The 15,053-nt window shown below is 66.1% G+C and carries 13 protein-coding genes; 6 read left to right on the top strand and 7 right to left on the bottom strand.

Going from position 1 to position 15,053, the window contains the following annotated elements:
• Together kduD and kduI are read right to left on the bottom strand one after the other, a co-directional pair.
• Entirely contained in the window at positions 1-756 is a 756-nt protein-coding gene (gene kduD, locus ASD67_RS15845) for a 2-dehydro-3-deoxy-D-gluconate 5-dehydrogenase KduD (RefSeq protein WP_056349311.1), read from the bottom strand.
• Entirely contained in the window at positions 756-1,598 is an 843-nt protein-coding gene (gene kduI / locus ASD67_RS15840) for a 5-dehydro-4-deoxy-D-glucuronate isomerase (RefSeq protein ID WP_056349308.1), read from the bottom strand. Before kduI ends, kduD begins: the two co-directional genes overlap by 1 nt.
• 159 nt (positions 1,599-1,757) lie before the next feature.
• Between kduI and ASD67_RS15835 the strand changes: the two genes are divergently transcribed.
• A complete protein-coding gene (locus ASD67_RS15835; RefSeq protein WP_082545102.1) occupies positions 1,758-2,924 on the top strand; it encodes an iron-containing alcohol dehydrogenase in 1,167 nt (388 codons plus the stop codon).
• A gap of 15 nt (positions 2,925-2,939) precedes the next feature.
• Here ASD67_RS15835 and ASD67_RS15830 read toward each other — a convergent pair whose 3' ends face one another.
• From ASD67_RS15830 to ASD67_RS15815, 4 genes are all read right to left on the bottom strand, one after another.
• Positions 2,940-4,622: a hypothetical protein gene (locus ASD67_RS15830; RefSeq protein WP_056349305.1), complete on the bottom strand. Its 1,683-nt coding sequence runs from the start codon at positions 4,620-4,622 to the stop codon at positions 2,940-2,942.
• Between the two features lie 18 nt (positions 4,623-4,640).
• On the bottom strand, positions 4,641-7,241 hold the full coding sequence (locus ASD67_RS15825; protein ID WP_200938045.1) for a TonB-dependent receptor: 2,601 nt from the start codon (positions 7,239-7,241) through the stop codon (positions 4,641-4,643).
• A 177-nt stretch (positions 7,242-7,418) separates the two neighbouring features.
• Entirely contained in the window at positions 7,419-8,621 is a 1,203-nt protein-coding gene (locus tag ASD67_RS15820) for an alginate lyase family protein (RefSeq protein ID WP_056349301.1), read from the bottom strand.
• Between the two features lie 199 nt (positions 8,622-8,820).
• The gene (locus ASD67_RS15815; RefSeq protein WP_235535703.1) at positions 8,821-10,023 is read right to left on the bottom strand and encodes a glycoside hydrolase family 88/105 protein; all 1,203 of its coding nucleotides are present in this window, start codon (positions 10,021-10,023) and stop codon (positions 8,821-8,823) included.
• Between the two features lie 132 nt (positions 10,024-10,155).
• On the opposite strand from ASD67_RS15815, the gene manD reads away from it, so the two are divergent.
• Genes manD through ASD67_RS15790 form a run of 5 tightly spaced genes read left to right on the top strand, consistent with a single transcriptional unit; the run spans position 10,156 to position 14,408 of the window.
• Positions 10,156-11,367 carry a D-mannonate dehydratase ManD gene (manD, locus tag ASD67_RS15810; RefSeq protein ID WP_056349299.1) on the top strand — a complete coding sequence of 404 codons (1,212 nt, stop codon included), beginning with the start codon at positions 10,156-10,158 and terminating at the stop codon, positions 11,365-11,367.
• Positions 11,367-12,272 carry a DUF4861 family protein gene (locus ASD67_RS15805; protein WP_056349296.1) on the top strand — a complete coding sequence of 302 codons (906 nt, stop codon included), beginning with the start codon at positions 11,367-11,369 and terminating at the stop codon, positions 12,270-12,272. The genes manD and ASD67_RS15805 overlap by 1 nt, the downstream gene beginning before the upstream one ends.
• Before the next feature lie 34 nt (positions 12,273-12,306).
• Entirely contained in the window at positions 12,307-13,035 is a 729-nt protein-coding gene (locus tag ASD67_RS15800) for a FadR/GntR family transcriptional regulator (protein ID WP_056349293.1), read from the top strand.
• A 45-nt stretch (positions 13,036-13,080) separates the two neighbouring features.
• On the top strand, positions 13,081-13,887 hold the full coding sequence (gene fdhD / locus ASD67_RS15795; protein WP_056349289.1) for a formate dehydrogenase accessory sulfurtransferase FdhD: 807 nt from the start codon (positions 13,081-13,083) through the stop codon (positions 13,885-13,887).
• Positions 13,884-14,408, top strand: a complete 525-nt coding sequence (locus ASD67_RS15790; protein WP_056349285.1) for a molybdenum cofactor guanylyltransferase — start codon at positions 13,884-13,886, stop codon at positions 14,406-14,408. The genes fdhD and ASD67_RS15790 overlap by 4 nt, the downstream gene beginning before the upstream one ends.
• Here ASD67_RS15790 and ASD67_RS15785 read toward each other — a convergent pair.
• Positions 14,403-15,053: a DUF1345 domain-containing protein gene (locus ASD67_RS15785; RefSeq protein WP_056349280.1), complete on the bottom strand. Its 651-nt coding sequence runs from the start codon at positions 15,051-15,053 to the stop codon at positions 14,403-14,405. The genes ASD67_RS15790 and ASD67_RS15785 overlap by 6 nt on opposite strands.

The raw sequence follows: 15,053 nt of genomic DNA, 5'->3' as shown, positions 1-15,053 counted from the left end.
CTAGCGCGCGAGCCAGCCGCCGTCGACCGCGAGGATATGGCCCTGCACATAATCCGACGCGCTTGAGGCCAGAAAGACCGCCGCCCCGCCGATATCCTTGGGATCACCCCAGCGGCCCGCCGGGATACGCTCCATGATCTGGCGGTTGCGCGTCTCGTCGCCCTGCAGCGCCGCGGTGTTGTTCGTCGCGATATAGCCCGGCGCGATCGCATTGACCTGAATGCCCTTCGCCGCCCATTCATTGGCGAGCAGCTTGGTGAGGCCGCCGACCCCCGATTTCGACGCGGTGTAGCTCGGCACCCGAATGCCGCCCTGAAAGGTCAGCATCGAGGCGATGTTGATGATCTTGCCCGACCCGCGCCCGATCATGTGGCGCCCGACCGACTGGCAAAGGAAGAACAAGGTCTTGAGATTGGTGTCCATCACCGCGTCCCAATCTTCCTCGGTGAAATCGACCGCGTCGGCGCGGCGGATGATCCCGGCATTGTTGACGAGGATGTCGATCCGCCCGAACTCACCGAGCACCGCGTCGACGAGCGGCTGCACCGCCGCAACGCTCGACAGGTCGGCGGCGAAATTTTCCGCCTTCCGGCCAAGCGCCCGCACCTTGTCGACCGTCTCGGTCGCGGGCGAGCGGCTCGCGGCGGCGATGTCCGCCCCCGCCTCGGCGAGCGCGAGCGCGATCCCCTGCCCGATGCCGGTATTGGCGCCGGTCACCAGCGCCACCTTGCCCGAAAGATCGAAGAGACCCACCATTACGACAGCTGGCAGATGTCGAGGACGTTCATGTCGGTATAGTCCTGGTTCTCGCCCGCCATCGCCCAGATGAAGGCATAGGATTTGGTGCCCGCGCCCATATGGATCGACCAGGGCGGCGAGATCACCGCTTCCTCATTCTGCATCACGATGTGGCGGGTCGCCTCGCCTTCGCCCATGAAGTGCATCACGCGGTCGGTGTCGACATTGTCGAGTTCGAAATAGAAATAGATCTCGCTGCGGCGCTCGTGGATGTGCGGCGGCATGGTGTTCCAGACGCTGCCCTCGTTGAGCACGGTCAGACCCATGACGAGCTGCGCGCTGTCGCAGACGCCCGGAATGACGAGCTGGTAGATCGACCGTTCGTTCGACTCGGCGAGACTGCCGCGGTCGAGCTTGTTCGCATCGGCGATACCCAGCTTGCGCGTGGCAAAGGCCTTATGCGCGGGGCACGATGCCAGATAGTAACGCGCGCCTTCGCCCGCGAAGCTGACATCGGTCGCGCCCATCGTCACATAGAGGCAATCCTTGTTGCCGAGCGTGAAGCTCTCGCCGTCGACGGTGACGATGCCCTCGACCGACGAGACATTGACGATCGCAAGCTCGCGGCGTTCGAGGAACGGGTGGCCCGCCGCCGACGGCGGCTCGGTCTGCGCCGGCAGCTTGACCGGGGCCGCGCCCACGGCAACCCCGCCGATCACGAAGCGGTCGGCATGGGTGTAGTTGAGCACGCACTCGCCGGTGCGGAACAGGTCCTGGATCAGATAGCGATCGCGAAGCTCCGCATTCGACACCTCCTCCATCATGACCGGATGGGTTGCATAATAGGTCTTCGAAAACATCGGGGCATCCTCGCGATTGATGTTGGTGATTGGCCGCCTTGCTACGCCGCAAGGTAACCGGTGTCAAGATCGACGTCGCGAGCAACCGGAGCAGTCGGCGATTTCCTCTGCGCCGCGATGAAGCTAGGGTGACGCCGCGTTCGACGAGGAGACAATGAGTTGAGCATCGCCAGCATCGCCCTGCCCCGCATCCTGCGCATCGGCGGCGGCGCGTCGAAGCAATTGCCCGAGGTGTTGACGGCGCTGGGCCTCGCGCATCCGCTGATCGTCACCGACGCCTTCCTGCAAAGCAGCGGCCGCGTCGCCAAATTGCAGTGCGGGCTGGCCGCCGCAGGCATCGCGGCGCGTGTCTTCGCCGACACCGTGCCCGACCCGACCGTCGCCTCGATCGAGGCGGGCTTGGCCTTCCTGCGCGAAGGCGACCATGACTGCGTCGTCGGTTTCGGCGGCGGCAGCCCGCTCGACAGCGCCAAGGCGATCGCCCTGCTCGCGAAGCACGGCGGCGCGATGGCCGACTATAAAGCGCCCCACATTCAGGACGAACCTGGCCTGCCGGTCATCGCGATCCCGACCACCGCGGGCACGGGGTCGGAGGCGACGCGCTTCACGATCATCACCGAGGAGGCGACCGACGAGAAGATGCTGTGCCCCGGCCTCGCCTATCTGCCGGTCGCCGCGCTCGTCGATTATGAGCTGACTTTCACCAAACCCAAAAGGCTGACCGCCGACACCGGCATCGACTCACTCGTCCATGCGATCGAGGCCTATGTGTCAAAGCGCGCCAACCCGTTCAGCGACGGCATGGCGCTGCTCGCGATGCGCGCGCTGGCACCGAATTTGCGCCGCGTCTGCGCCGACCCCACCGACGCGGCGGCGCGCGAGGCGATGATGCTCGGCGCGACGCAGGCGGGGATCGCCTTCTCGAACAGCTCGGTCGCGCTGGTCCACGGGATGAGCCGCCCGATCGGCGCGCATTTCCATGTCCCGCACGGGCTGTCGAACGCGATGCTGCTCCCCGCGGTCACCGCCTGGTCGGCGCCCGCGGCGCTGCATCGCTACGCCGACTGCGCGCGGGCGATGGGCGTCGCCGACGAAGCCGAGGGCGACCAGTCGGCGGTCGCGCGGCTGCTCGACGAACTCGCCGCGCTGAACCGCGAGCTCGAGGTGCCCGGTCCGGCGGCATGGGGCATCAACGCCGCGCGCTGGGACGCGCTGGTCCCGACGATGTGCGCGCAGGCGACCGCGTCGGGATCGCCCGCGAACAACCCGCGCGTGCCCGATGCCGACGAAATGGCGATGCTCTATGCGCAGGTCTGGGCGGGGTAACCGCAGCGCGAGACCCTAGCGCCGCCGGCGCGCCAGCTGCCAGTCATAGAGCGACGGCACCGCATCCAGCGCCTGCCCGGTCGCCTCGATATAGGGCGCGGGGGTGTAGCTGATCGCGATTCCGCGGTTCGCGTGCAGCCCGACGATACGCTCGCCCGGTCCTTCGAGACCGCTGGCGATCGTCACCGTCGCGTCGGCGGGCACCGTGTCGGGCATCACCAGCCGCGCGTTCCACAGCGTGTTGTACAGACCGTGTCCGGGCTTCCAATAAGGCGCGCCGCCGCCGACCCACAGCTGATAGGCCCATTCGCCCTTCGCCTGTTTCGGATCGATGTGCATGACAATCTGGTCGAACAGATTCTGGTGGTTCGATCCGCTATGCTGGTCGATGATCGCATCGCGCATCACCTCGGACCGAAGGAACACCGACCGTGTCGAGCGCGTGTTGACGCTGAGCGGGTGGATCACCGGATTTTCGACCTTCAGATCCTTGACCAGCACATTGTGAACCGCGCCGACATGCACCGAATAATGCGCGCGGCGGTCGCCGGTGGTCGTGACATTGGCGATCGTCAGGCTCGCCGCATTGTCGGTCAAAATGCCGCTGTCCGAACGGTCGATGACGAGGTTGCGGATCCAGCCGTCGAACACCCCGGTCATGTAGATGCCGTTATATCCCTGCTCCAGATGGTGGCCGAACGACGGCGCCTCGGGAAATTGCAGGCGCAAATTCTGGATGCCGACGTTGGTGAGGTGGCGCCACGCGGCGATCACAGCGGGCTGGTCGGGTCGCACGTCGTGGAGCAACGGATCGCCGAGCGTCACGCGCTTGCCGTGGATCGCGGTGACGCGGGTCGACTGCGCGACCACCGGCCGGTTCGGCGAGGTCCAGTGGTGCGACCCGATCGGCAGGTCGGTGTCGCCATAGAGCGACTTCAGGATTTTGCTGTTCGGACCGTCGACCGAATACCATTGCAGTTGCACGACATCGCCGACGCGCAGTTTCGCGGCATCGTCGACCCGCAACACGCGCGCGAATTGCTTGCCCGCCACGCCGTTCGCCAGCATGTCGTCGCGGACATCCTTGTTGCCGTCGTAGGAGACCGGTCGGGCCTTTTCGGGCGCGACGAGGATCATGCCGCCGGCCCAGCTATATTCGGTGAACAGATAGTCGATATTATGCTCGGGTTCGACCTGCTGCTTCTTCTCGCGGACGAGATATTCGCGCAGCTCGTCATAATCATGACTCTTGTCGATGATCTTGAGCGGGCGCGGAAAATAGAGCTCGCTGCCCCCCGCCCCTTCGCCCGCACCGTCGAGGACGATATCGCTGCGGGTGATGCGCAGCACCTCGGTGATCTGGGTGCGCCCCTTGGGGAAACGCAAGGTCACCCGGCCCTCGACCGCATTGGCGGCATCGAGCGCGCGCAGCACCGCCTTGCTGTCGTCATACCCGTCGTCGGGGATCGCGCCATAGGCGGTGACCTCGACGATGGTGCCCGCATCGTCGGGGATCGGCGTGATACCGAAACCATAGCCGGCGTAGGAATAATCGGGCAGCGGCGCCGCCGTCATCGTTCCGCGATCGAACAGGATCTTCGGCAGCGACGTCGACTGGGCGAGCGCGGGAAGCGCCGCGCCCACGGCGATCGACAGGGCAAGGCCGAGGACGCACTTGTTCCTGTTGAGCGGCTTCATCACGTCATGTCCTCGTCTTCAGAATTTGGCGCGCAACCCGACCGAGTAGCGCCGCTCGGACAGCGCATAGCTGTTGAGCGCGGTCGGGTTGAAATTGCTATACTCGCTCGTCGCCGATTTCCGCGGCATCAGGTTCTGCGCCTGCAACGAAAGCGCGAAATTCCTGGTGATGTCGAACCCGACCTGGGCATCGAGCTGCGAGCGCGCGCCCACGAAACTCGGCCGCCCTTCGGAAAATTCGAACACCGCCTCGTCGCGATAATTATAGGCGACACGCGCCGAGAAGGGACCCTTTTCGAACAGGCCGACAAGGTTGTAGCTGTTCTTCGACACCGCGACGAGCGGGAAGCCCGCGGCATCCTCCGAGTCCGAATAGGTGTAGTTGGCGATGATGCCGAGGCCATCGAACGGCGCGGGCAGGAAGTCGGCGAACTGCTGGATGCCGATTTCGAAACCCTTGATCCGCGCGCTCGACAGATTCTCGGGCCGCGAGAAGGTCAGTTCGCGCCCCTGCGGATCGAGGTTGGTATCGATGCCGGTGGTGACGAAGCTGGCGATGAAATTCTTCACATCCTTGTAGAAAAAGGCGCCCGAGATCAGCGAACTCTTGCCCGTATAATATTCGAAGCTGATGTCGGCCTGGGTCGAAATCGGCGGTTCGAGATTCACGTTGCCGCCGGTCACCGACAGGTTGGTCGCGTTGAAGAAGGTCGATGGCGCAAGGTCGGCGATCGAGGCGCGCTGCATCGTCTGCGACGCCGACATGCGGACGAGGAAATCGTCGGTGACGTTGAACGCGATATTCGCGCTCGGCAGCACATTGGTATAGCGGTTCTTGTCGTTGACGAGCGTGCTGACGGTGCCGACATTGACATAGCTGTCGACCGACAGTCGCGTGCTCGCGATGCGCACCCCGGCGTTGGCCTTATACGGGATGCCGACGATCTCGCCCTCGCCCGACATCATCAGATAAGCCGCGAGCGTGCGTTCGCTGAAATCATAGTCGCGCTGCAAATTGGGCAGCAGGGTCGACAGGCCGTTGGCGTTGGGATTGGGCTCGGCCGCTTGCGCGCGGGTGAAGACATAGTCGAAGGTTGGTGCGGTGCTGAGGAAGCTGCGCGGGAAGGTCCCGCCGATGTCGGACAGGAAGTCGCCCATGTCGACCAGGTTCAGATAGGGTTCGAGTTCGGCGCGGGTCGGGGTGACCTGGCTGCGGAACGCGTTCGAACGCGCGTGCAGGTCGGTATAGCGCGCACCCGCCGAGATGGTCACGCCGCCGGCGGTTTCGTAACTGACGTCGAGCTTGCCGGTCCATTCCTCGAGCAGCCCGATCAGGCGGTTGCTGCGCACGCCGTTGTTCGCGGGGTTGTACGACGCATAGCTGGTCGGGTTGAACGTGCCGCCGAGCGTCAGCGACGGGATCGTCACGTCGCGGAAATCGAAGGCGCCCGGAACCGCCGCGGTCCCTTGCAGCGTGATGATCTGGATCGTCTGGTCGATCGTGCCCTTGCTGTAATAGCCGTCGGCCTCGATCGTCAGCCCGTCATTCTGATATTTGCCGTTGAGGCCATAGAGGAAGCTTTCGGTCGGCTCCTTGCGGATCTGCCCGGCGGTGGTGACGGTGCCGTTGGCATTGCCCGCGACGACCGCGCCATTCTCGACCACCGCATTGGTCACCGGGTTGGTGCCGGTCGGCAGGCGGAACGCGAAGAAGTCCTGTTTCCGGCCCGTCGTCAGCTTCGAATAGAGCGCGTCGGCGGTGATCGTGAATTCGGGGGTCACCTCGAACTGGATCGCGCCGTTCAGCCCGAGCCGCGAGCGGTCGACGGTGAATTGTTCATATTGCAGCAGCACCGGGGTCTGCTGGACGGTGGTGACGCCGTTCGCGGTATAGTTGCGGTTGAGGAAATTGTTGCGCTCGAAGGTCTGGGTGGTCGAGGTGCGCTTCTGATATTCGCCCGCCAGCATGATACCAATGCGGCCGTCGGCGAATTTGGTCGTCGCAAAGCCGGTGATCGCAGGTTCGAACTTGTCGCTATTCTCCGAATAGACCCCCTGCACGCGCAGCGAGACGGTCGGCTCCTTGAAGCTCAAGGGCTTCGGGGTGACGAGGTTGACGGTGCCGCCAAGCCCACCCTCAGCCTGGCTCGCGAGCGGCGACTTGCGCACTTCGAGGCGGCCGAACAGGCTGGACGGGACCGAATCGAGCCCCGACGACCGGCCGAGCTGGTCGTTCTCGGGCGGCGAGAGGCGCGCCGACCAGCCGAGCAGGGTGCGGCCATCGACCTCGACGCGTACCTGCTGCAGCCCGCGGACCGAGACAGACTGGCCTTCGCCGAAGACGCGGGTGATCTGGACCCCGGTGACGCGTTGCAAAGCCTCGGCGACGTTGGCGTCGGGCAGTTTGCCGACATCCTCGGCGGTGATGACGTCGACGACTTGGTCGGCCTCGCGCTTGATGTCGGCCGCCTGTTCGAGCGAGGCGCGGATGCCGCTGACGACGATCTCGCCTTCGGGCGGCGCGTCGGCAGCAGCGTCCTGCGCAAAGGCGGGTGCCATCGCGAGCACCGCCAGCGATGCCCCGCCCGCCAGCTTCGCCAGAAAATTTGTGCCGCGCATCGCCATCTCGTCTCTCCCACCCTGGCCGCTCGATCCCGCGATAGCGGAATGGCGACTTTTTGATTTTCAAATTCTTGTACGCCGATCTTGGTAACCGGTGTCAGCCATGATCGATTCTTGAGGCAATCCTGTCAAGAAAAAACTTGTATGACAACTTTGGAAACGAAGTTGGTGCGGTTAGTGCCCTGAGATGCGGCCGATAATGGCGTCGGGCAACCACAGCAGCGGCTGGCGCACCGGGAAATTGCGCACCACCTCGCCGGTCGACGGATCGGGATCGAGTCGGCGCCACAGCGCCAGCCAGTCGTCGCGACGCAGCGCGAGGCCGCCGAACAACAGGCTCGGCTGACGCACCGGAAAGCCGTCCCGATATTCGACATCGGGCGGCAGCGGCCACGCCGCCTTGTCGGCGATATAGGGGGCCATCCAGCCGATCGCGCCCGCGATCGAGCGGCCGTCGTCGGTCCGCCACCCGATCAGGTCGCCCTCGCCTCCCAGCAACCAGGCGGTCGCCGCGAGCACGTCGAGATTGAACAGCGCATAGGCATAGGGCTTGGTCCGCGCGAGTTCGAGCGGCTGGCGTCCGTCGGGTTCGATCTGGGTCGGGATGATGACGGTCTTGAGCCGCGTGCGCGCGTCGTCGAGTACGTCGCTACGGCCGAGCAGCGCCGCGAAGGACGCGGCTTGCAACAGCCAGCAGGTCCCGTGGTTGTTCTTCTCGTCGCGCTCCTCGATGCCGAAGGGCGACGTGGTGAGCCAGTCGAGATAGGCCGCGAACCAGGCTTCGACACCCGGGCGGATCGCGGCATATCCTGGCGCATCACGCTCTGCGAACATCTGCGCCGCGCGCGCTACCTCGACGATCTGCAGCGTGTCGATCACCCCGATCGCGCGGCCATTGTTGACCCCGATGATCGCCTGCGCGTGGTCCAGCTTCGGGTCCATCCGCGTCGCCGTATCGACGAACCATGCCGCCAAATGGCGCATCGCCGCCGCCGCGAAGCGCGCGTCGCCGGTCAGCCGCCACGCCGCCGCCAGCGTCGGCACGGTGCGCCCGAACGCGATCAGCGCGTCGCGGTGGCCATCGAACTTGTCGGGGTTCGACCGGCCGTCGCGGCGGATATAGGGACCGCCGGGGTTCGCCGGGTCGGGCCACCAATAATCGCCCTCCGAATAATAATCCTGCCGCCCGGCCGGGCTGCGCGGCGCAGGGATCGCCGCGATCGTGCGCGGCGCCGCATCGAGCAGCGCGAGCGCCTGCGGCACCACGCGCGCGCGTTCGATCGCGGCGATATCGAGCGGCAGGCCCCTGCCCCGCGCCAGCACCGCCACCGGACCGGCGAGCATCAGGCCCAGCAGCAGCGAACGGCGCGCGATCATGCCAGTATCCGGGGAGGAGAAAATACCGCCGCCGCGAGTGGCATCGCGGCGGCGGCTGTGACCGAAACCAGCGGGAGGTCGTGCTGGGCCGGCCAGATCACATATCGAGGATGGTGCCCCATCATAGGATCGACACCATAGTTGTAGGACAACTTAAGTCAATCGATGTTGTGATCCGGCCCCGCACGGGCGCCGCGGGTCAGTAACGCCCGCGTTTGCGCGCTAGGTCGTACATCGCCGAGCCCGCCAGCAAGAAGGCCCCGCTGCCATAGAATTGCGTTTCGGTCGCCGAGACGCTGTCGGGCCGGTCCCCGACCTGCTGCACCCAGCCGAGCATGCCGTCGGGTTGCACCGCGCGAACGACAGCGTTCCAGCTGCGGATCGCCGCGGGTTCATAGGCTTTGCGATCGAGCAACCCCACGTCGACACCCCACGCGAAGGCATAGGTGAAAAAGGCCGTGCCGCTGGTTTCGGTCGGCGTGTCGGGGTCGGTGTCGAGCAGCGAGGGCGACCAATAGCCATCGACCTTTTGCAGGCTCAGCAGCTTTGCCGCCATGTCCTTGAACTGTTTTTCATACGCCGGTCTTTTCGGGTCCTTGCGATCCATCGTCTGCAACATGCGCACAAGTCCGCCCATCACCCAGCCGTTGCCGCGGCTCCAGAACAGCTTGCGGCCGGCGCTGTCGCGCTGCCCGAAAAAGCGACTGTCGCGAAAATAGAGATGTTCGGCCGGGTCATAGAGATAGGCGGTGGTCGCCTTAAATTCTTTATGCGCGAAATCGGCATAGCGCGGGTCGCCGGTCGCCCGGCTCATCCTGAGTAGCGTCGGCGGCGCCATGAAAATCGCGTCGCACCAGCACCAGCGGTCGGTGCAGTCCGACGTGCCCTTGCCCGGTTCGTGCGGGACGAATTCCAGCCCGATCGCCGGGCGGTTGGCGAGGACATGGTCGAAATAGGCGCGCGCCGGGGCGATGGCCGTCTTGCCCGCGCCATTGCGCGCCGCCCACAGCCACGCCTGCCCGATCAACTGGTCGTCGGCATGGAAGGGCCGGTCGCCGAGCTTCCACGCCTGTTCGCGGCCAAGGTCGAGCAGCGGCCGGGCGTAGCGCCGGTCGCGGTTCGCCAGTTCGGTGAGCGCGACCCAGAAGGTCGCCTGTTCCCAGCCGCGCGGTTCGCGCACGCTTTTGCGCCCGGCGGGTATCTTCACCCAGTTGGTGCGGTTGGCGAGTTGCCAGTCGGCGACGCGGCGCGTTTCGGTCAGGATCGCCGATGCGCGCGGCATTTGAGGAGACGCCTCGACCATGACGGCGGGACCGGCGGGTTGCGCCGCTCCCGGACTCGGCCATGCCATCAGCCCAAGCGCGACGATATTCGCGCCGACAAGTCCTATGCTTCGAACCACATCCACCTCCCTCGAAACATTGTGGGCTTTTGCCCTTGACACCGGTGACAATATCTTTCCTTTTCCGGGAAACATGTCAATAATGTTGTCTGACAACTTAGCCAAGCGCGGAATCGCGCCAAAGGGGATGGAATGCCGAAGATCGTGTCTGCCCGGGTGATCGTCACCTCTCCGGGTCGCAATTTCGTCACGTTGAAAATCACATGCGACGACGGCACCACCGGCGTCGGCGACGCGACGCTCAACGGGCGCGAGCTGGCGGTGGCGAGCTATCTGGCCGACCATGTCGTCCCCTGCCTGATCGGGCGCGACGCGCAGCAGATCGGCGACATCTGGAATTACCTCTACAAGGGTGCCTATTGGCGGCGCGGTCCGGTGACGATGACCGCGATCGCCGCGGTCGACATGGCGCTGTGGGACATCAAGGGCAAGGTCGCGGGTTTGCCCGTCTATCAGTTGCTCGGCGGCGCGGCGCGCAGCGGCTGCATGGTCTATGGCCATGCCAATGGCGCGACGATCGCCGACACGATCGAGGCGGCGCTCGACTATCAGCGCCAAGGCTACAGGGCGATCCGGCTGCAATGCGGTGTGCCGGGCATGGCGTCGACCTATGGCGTCAGCAAGGACCGCTATTTCTACGAACCCGCCGACGCCGACCTGCCGAGCGGCAATATCTGGTCGACCGAGAAGTATCTGCGCGTCGTCCCCGAATTGTTCGCCGCGGCGCGCGAGGCGTTGGGCTGGGACGTCCACCTGCTCCACGACATCCACCACCGGCTGACCCCGATCGAGGCGGCGCGGCTCGGTAAGGACCTTGAGCCCTACCGCCCCTTCTGGATCGAAGATGCGACGCCGGCCGAGGATCAGGAGGCGTTCCGCCTGATCCGCCAGCACACGACGACGCCGCTCGCCGTGGGCGAAATCTTCAACTCGATCTGGGACTGCAAGGCGCTGATCGAGAACCGGCTGATCGACTATATCCGCGCCACCGTGCTCCACGCCGGCGGCATCACCCATATGCGCCAGATCGCCGCGCTCGCCGAACTGTATCAGGTCCGCACCGGTTGCCACGGCGCCACCGACCTGTCGCCGGTGACGATGGCGGCGGCGCTGCATTTTGGACTGTCGATCCCGAATTTCGGCATCCAGGAATATATGCGCCACACCGATGAGACCGACGCCGTTTTCCCCCACGCCTACAGCCTGACCGACGGGCTGATGCATCCGGGCGAGGCGCCGGGGCTGGGGGTCGATATCGACGAGGCACGTGCCGAGACCCACCCCTATGCCCGCGCCTATCTGCCGGTGAACCGGCTCGAGGACGGGACGATGTGGAGTTGGTGATGCGCAGCGCCTTGCTCGGTCTTTTGCTGCTTGGCGCGCCGGTCGCGGCGCAGGACAAGCACCCCATGCGGCCCGCGACGGCCGAGGAGCAAAAGGCGCGCGCCGCGGTTTCCATCGCCGACTATCGTTTCGGCGATCTGCTGTGGGAGAATGACCGCACCGCACACCGCATCTATGGCCGCGCGCTCGAACAGGCCGAGCCGCCCTCCTCGTCGGGCATCGATGCGTGGGGCAAGACTGTCCGCTGGCCGTTCATGGAGCGCCAGCTGCGCACCGGCGAGCAGCACGACAATCATGGCGAGGGGCTCGATTTCTATAACGTCGGCACCGGGCGCGGCGTCGGCGGGCTCGGCATCTGGTACGACAACAAGCTGTGGACCTCGCGCAACTATGTCCGCCCGCACATTCTCAGCGCCGGGCCCGATGTCGCCGACTTCCGCGTCGATTATGACCCGTGGCCGGTCGACATGCGACGCACGGTCAGCGAAACGCGGCGCTTCACCCTGCCCGCCGGGACCAACTTCACCCGCCTGACCTCGACCATCGCGTCGAGCAGCGACGCCGAGATGATCGTCGGCATCGGCATCTCCAAACGCCCGATCAACGGTGGCAAGCTTGGCGAGATCGTCAAGGACGCGAAGGCCGCGCGGATGAACTGGTGGGGACCCGCCGATGGCGAAGGCGATGGTGGCAAGGGCCGCATGGCCGCCGCCGTCATCGTCGATCCCGCCGCCTTCACGGGCTTCGCCGAGGATGCCGACAATTATCTGATCCTCGTCCGCGTTACCCCGGGCCGACCCTTTACCTATTACAGCGGCGCGGCGTGGGACGGCGGGGGCGACTTTGCGACGCGCGACGCCTGGACCGCATATGTCGATGCCCAGCGCCCCGATTTCCGCCCCTAGCCAGCCCGAAGACGCGATGATAACGCTATCGCCCATGAGGGTAACCAAGGCGGCATCGCTGGCCGACGATCTGGTCCAGCGCTTCGAGGAACAGATCGAGTCGGGCGACATGCCCGCCGGATCGCGCTTCCCGACCGAAAAGGCGATCACCGAGGCGTTCGGGGTCAGCCGCACGGTGGTGCGCGAGGCCTATTCGCGCCTCGCCGCGCGGGGGCTGCTGGTGTCGCGCCGCGGATCGGGCGCCTATGTCGCCGACGGCGCGCGCTATCGCGCCTTCCAGATCGCCGCCGACGAATTCAGCGAGATCGAGGATGTACTCCGCCTGCTCGAAATGCGCATGGGGTTCGAGGCCGAAATGGCCGACCTCGCCGCACGCCGCCGCACCGATGCCGACCTTGCGGCGATCCGCGACACGCTCGACGCGATGGAGAATAGCGAGGACGTCGACGCATCGGTCGTCGCCGACGCCGCTTTCCACGCCGCGATCGCCGCCGCGACGCGCAACGATTATTTCCTCCGCTTTACCCAGTTTCTCGGCGTGCGCCTGGTCCCCTCGCGCAAACTCTATCTGCAGGGCAGCGACCGGCAACGGCACCAGCAATATGCGCGCACGATCAACCGCGACCATCAGGCGATCTACGACGCGATTCTGGCCGGCGACCCGGCGGCGGCGCGGCGCGCGGCGCGGCGGCACATGGACAAATCGATCGCCCGCTACCGCGCGATGCAGGACGGCCTGCCCGCGGAGGCGGCCGAGGACTGAGCGCGCGGTGCTTGCACGCCGACTGCAACATCCTATTGCGGACGCATGACGCAGCTGCAGACCCTTTCCCTGGCGATGCGCCGGCTCGATTTCGCCGGAACCGACGACGCCGCGACACTGCGCGACCTGCCGATCGAGGCGCCGGTGTCGGTCGAGGTTTGCGGCATCGGCTATGCCGTGATGATGGCGACGCCGTCGGACCTGGAGGATTATGCGATCGGCTTCGCGCTCGGCGAAGCATTGGTCGAAACCGCCGCGCAAATCCGGAGCATCGACGTGCATCCTGTCGAGGGCGGCGTAGCCCTGCGTATCTGGCTGCCGCCCGAACGGACCGAAAAGGCGCTCGAACGCGCGCGCAAGCGGGTGAGCGAAAGCAGCTGCGGGCTGTGCGGGATGGAGAATATCGAACAGGTGCTGCGCCCGCTGCCCACGATGGCGGCGCGGATCGCGACCGACCGCGCCGCCATCGCGGCGGCGCTCGCGGCCTTGCCCGACCATCAGCCGCTCGGCCGCGCGACGGGCGCCGCGCATGCCGCCGCCTTTTGCGCCCCCAACGGCGATATCCTCCGCGTCCGCGAGGATGTCGGGCGGCACAATGCGCTCGACAAATTGATCGGCGCGCTGGCGCGGGACGGCATCGATGCGGGCAGCGGTTTCATCCTGCTGTCGGCCCGCTGCAGCTATGAACTTGTCGAAAAGACGGTGCGTGCCGGTTGCCCGATGCTCGTCACCATCTCGGCGGCGACCAGCCTTGCCGCCGAGCGCGCGGTCGCGGCGGGACTGACGCTCGTCACGCTGGCGCGCGCGGATTCGGCGCTGATCGTCGGCGACCCGCACGGGATGATCCGATGAAGACGCTCGGCGCGGTGCTCGCGGGCGGGCGCTCGTCGCGCTTCGGGTCGGACAAGGCAGCCGCGTTGCTCGCCGGGCAAAGCCTGCTCGACCATGCGCTCGCGGCGCTGCGCCCGCATGTCGATGCCGTCGTGGTCGTCGGTCGCGCGATCGAGGGTCAGCCGATGATCGCCGACTGGCCGGCGCCCGACCTCGGGCCGATGGGCGGCATCGCGGGGGCGCTGCGCCATGCCGAGGCCGCCGGCTTCGACCAATTGCTCTGCATCTCGGTCGATTGCGTCCGCCTGCCCGCCGACCTGCGCGCGTTGCTCACCCCTGCACCCGCCTATCTCGCGAGCCAGCCGGTGATCTCCCTCTGGCCGGTGTCGGCACGCGGCGCGTTCGAAAAACAGCTGATCGGGGGCGACGACCGCTCGGTCCGCCGCTTCGGCAACAGCATCGGCGCGCGCGCCGTCGCCAGCGATTTTGTCCCGCCGAACATCAACAGTGTCGCCGACCTCGACCGCGAGACAAGCCTATAAGCCCCCGAGCGCGTTCACGGTGAAAGCCAATATCCCCATGTTGAACAAAAACGCCGCCATGCAATGGCCGAGCACGACGCGGCGCATATGCGCGCCGGTGACGCTGACGTCCGAGGTCTGGAACGTCATGCCCAGCGTGAAGGCGAAATAGAGGAAATCCCAATAATCGGGCTCGTGCGTCCCCGGCACTTCCAGCCCGCCCCGGTCGTGCCCCTTCACGCGCAGATAGAAGAGATGCGCATAGTGGAGCGTGAACACCATGTTCGCGAACAGCCACGCGAGTACCAGCGTCGCGATAATCAGGATGACGTCGCCGCGGCCAAGATCACCGGGGCCGGCGATCAGCCCGCCGACGGTGAACAGGATCACCAGCGACAGCAGCGCCGAAATCGCGAGCAGCCCGGCGCGATTGGCGTCGTTGTCCTGCGCGTGCCGGCGCATCGAGTCGGGGTCCGCCGACAGCAGCGGGAGGATCGAGGCCAGAAAAACGACCGCCGCGACGTCGAAACCGACCAGCGCGGCGCTACGCGGATCGAGACCGAGGGCGCTCGCGCCGCCGGTCGCGACCACGAGCACCGCCGCGAAGACCAGAAAGCGCATCGGCGCGATATGCCGGCCCGGCGCGAAGGAGCTTGGGCGCGCCAT

This window comes from Sphingopyxis sp. Root1497, assembly GCF_001427085.1.
Taxonomy (GTDB): domain Bacteria; phylum Pseudomonadota; class Alphaproteobacteria; order Sphingomonadales; family Sphingomonadaceae; genus Sphingopyxis.
This window is presented reverse-complemented; position numbering and strand designations above follow the sequence as displayed.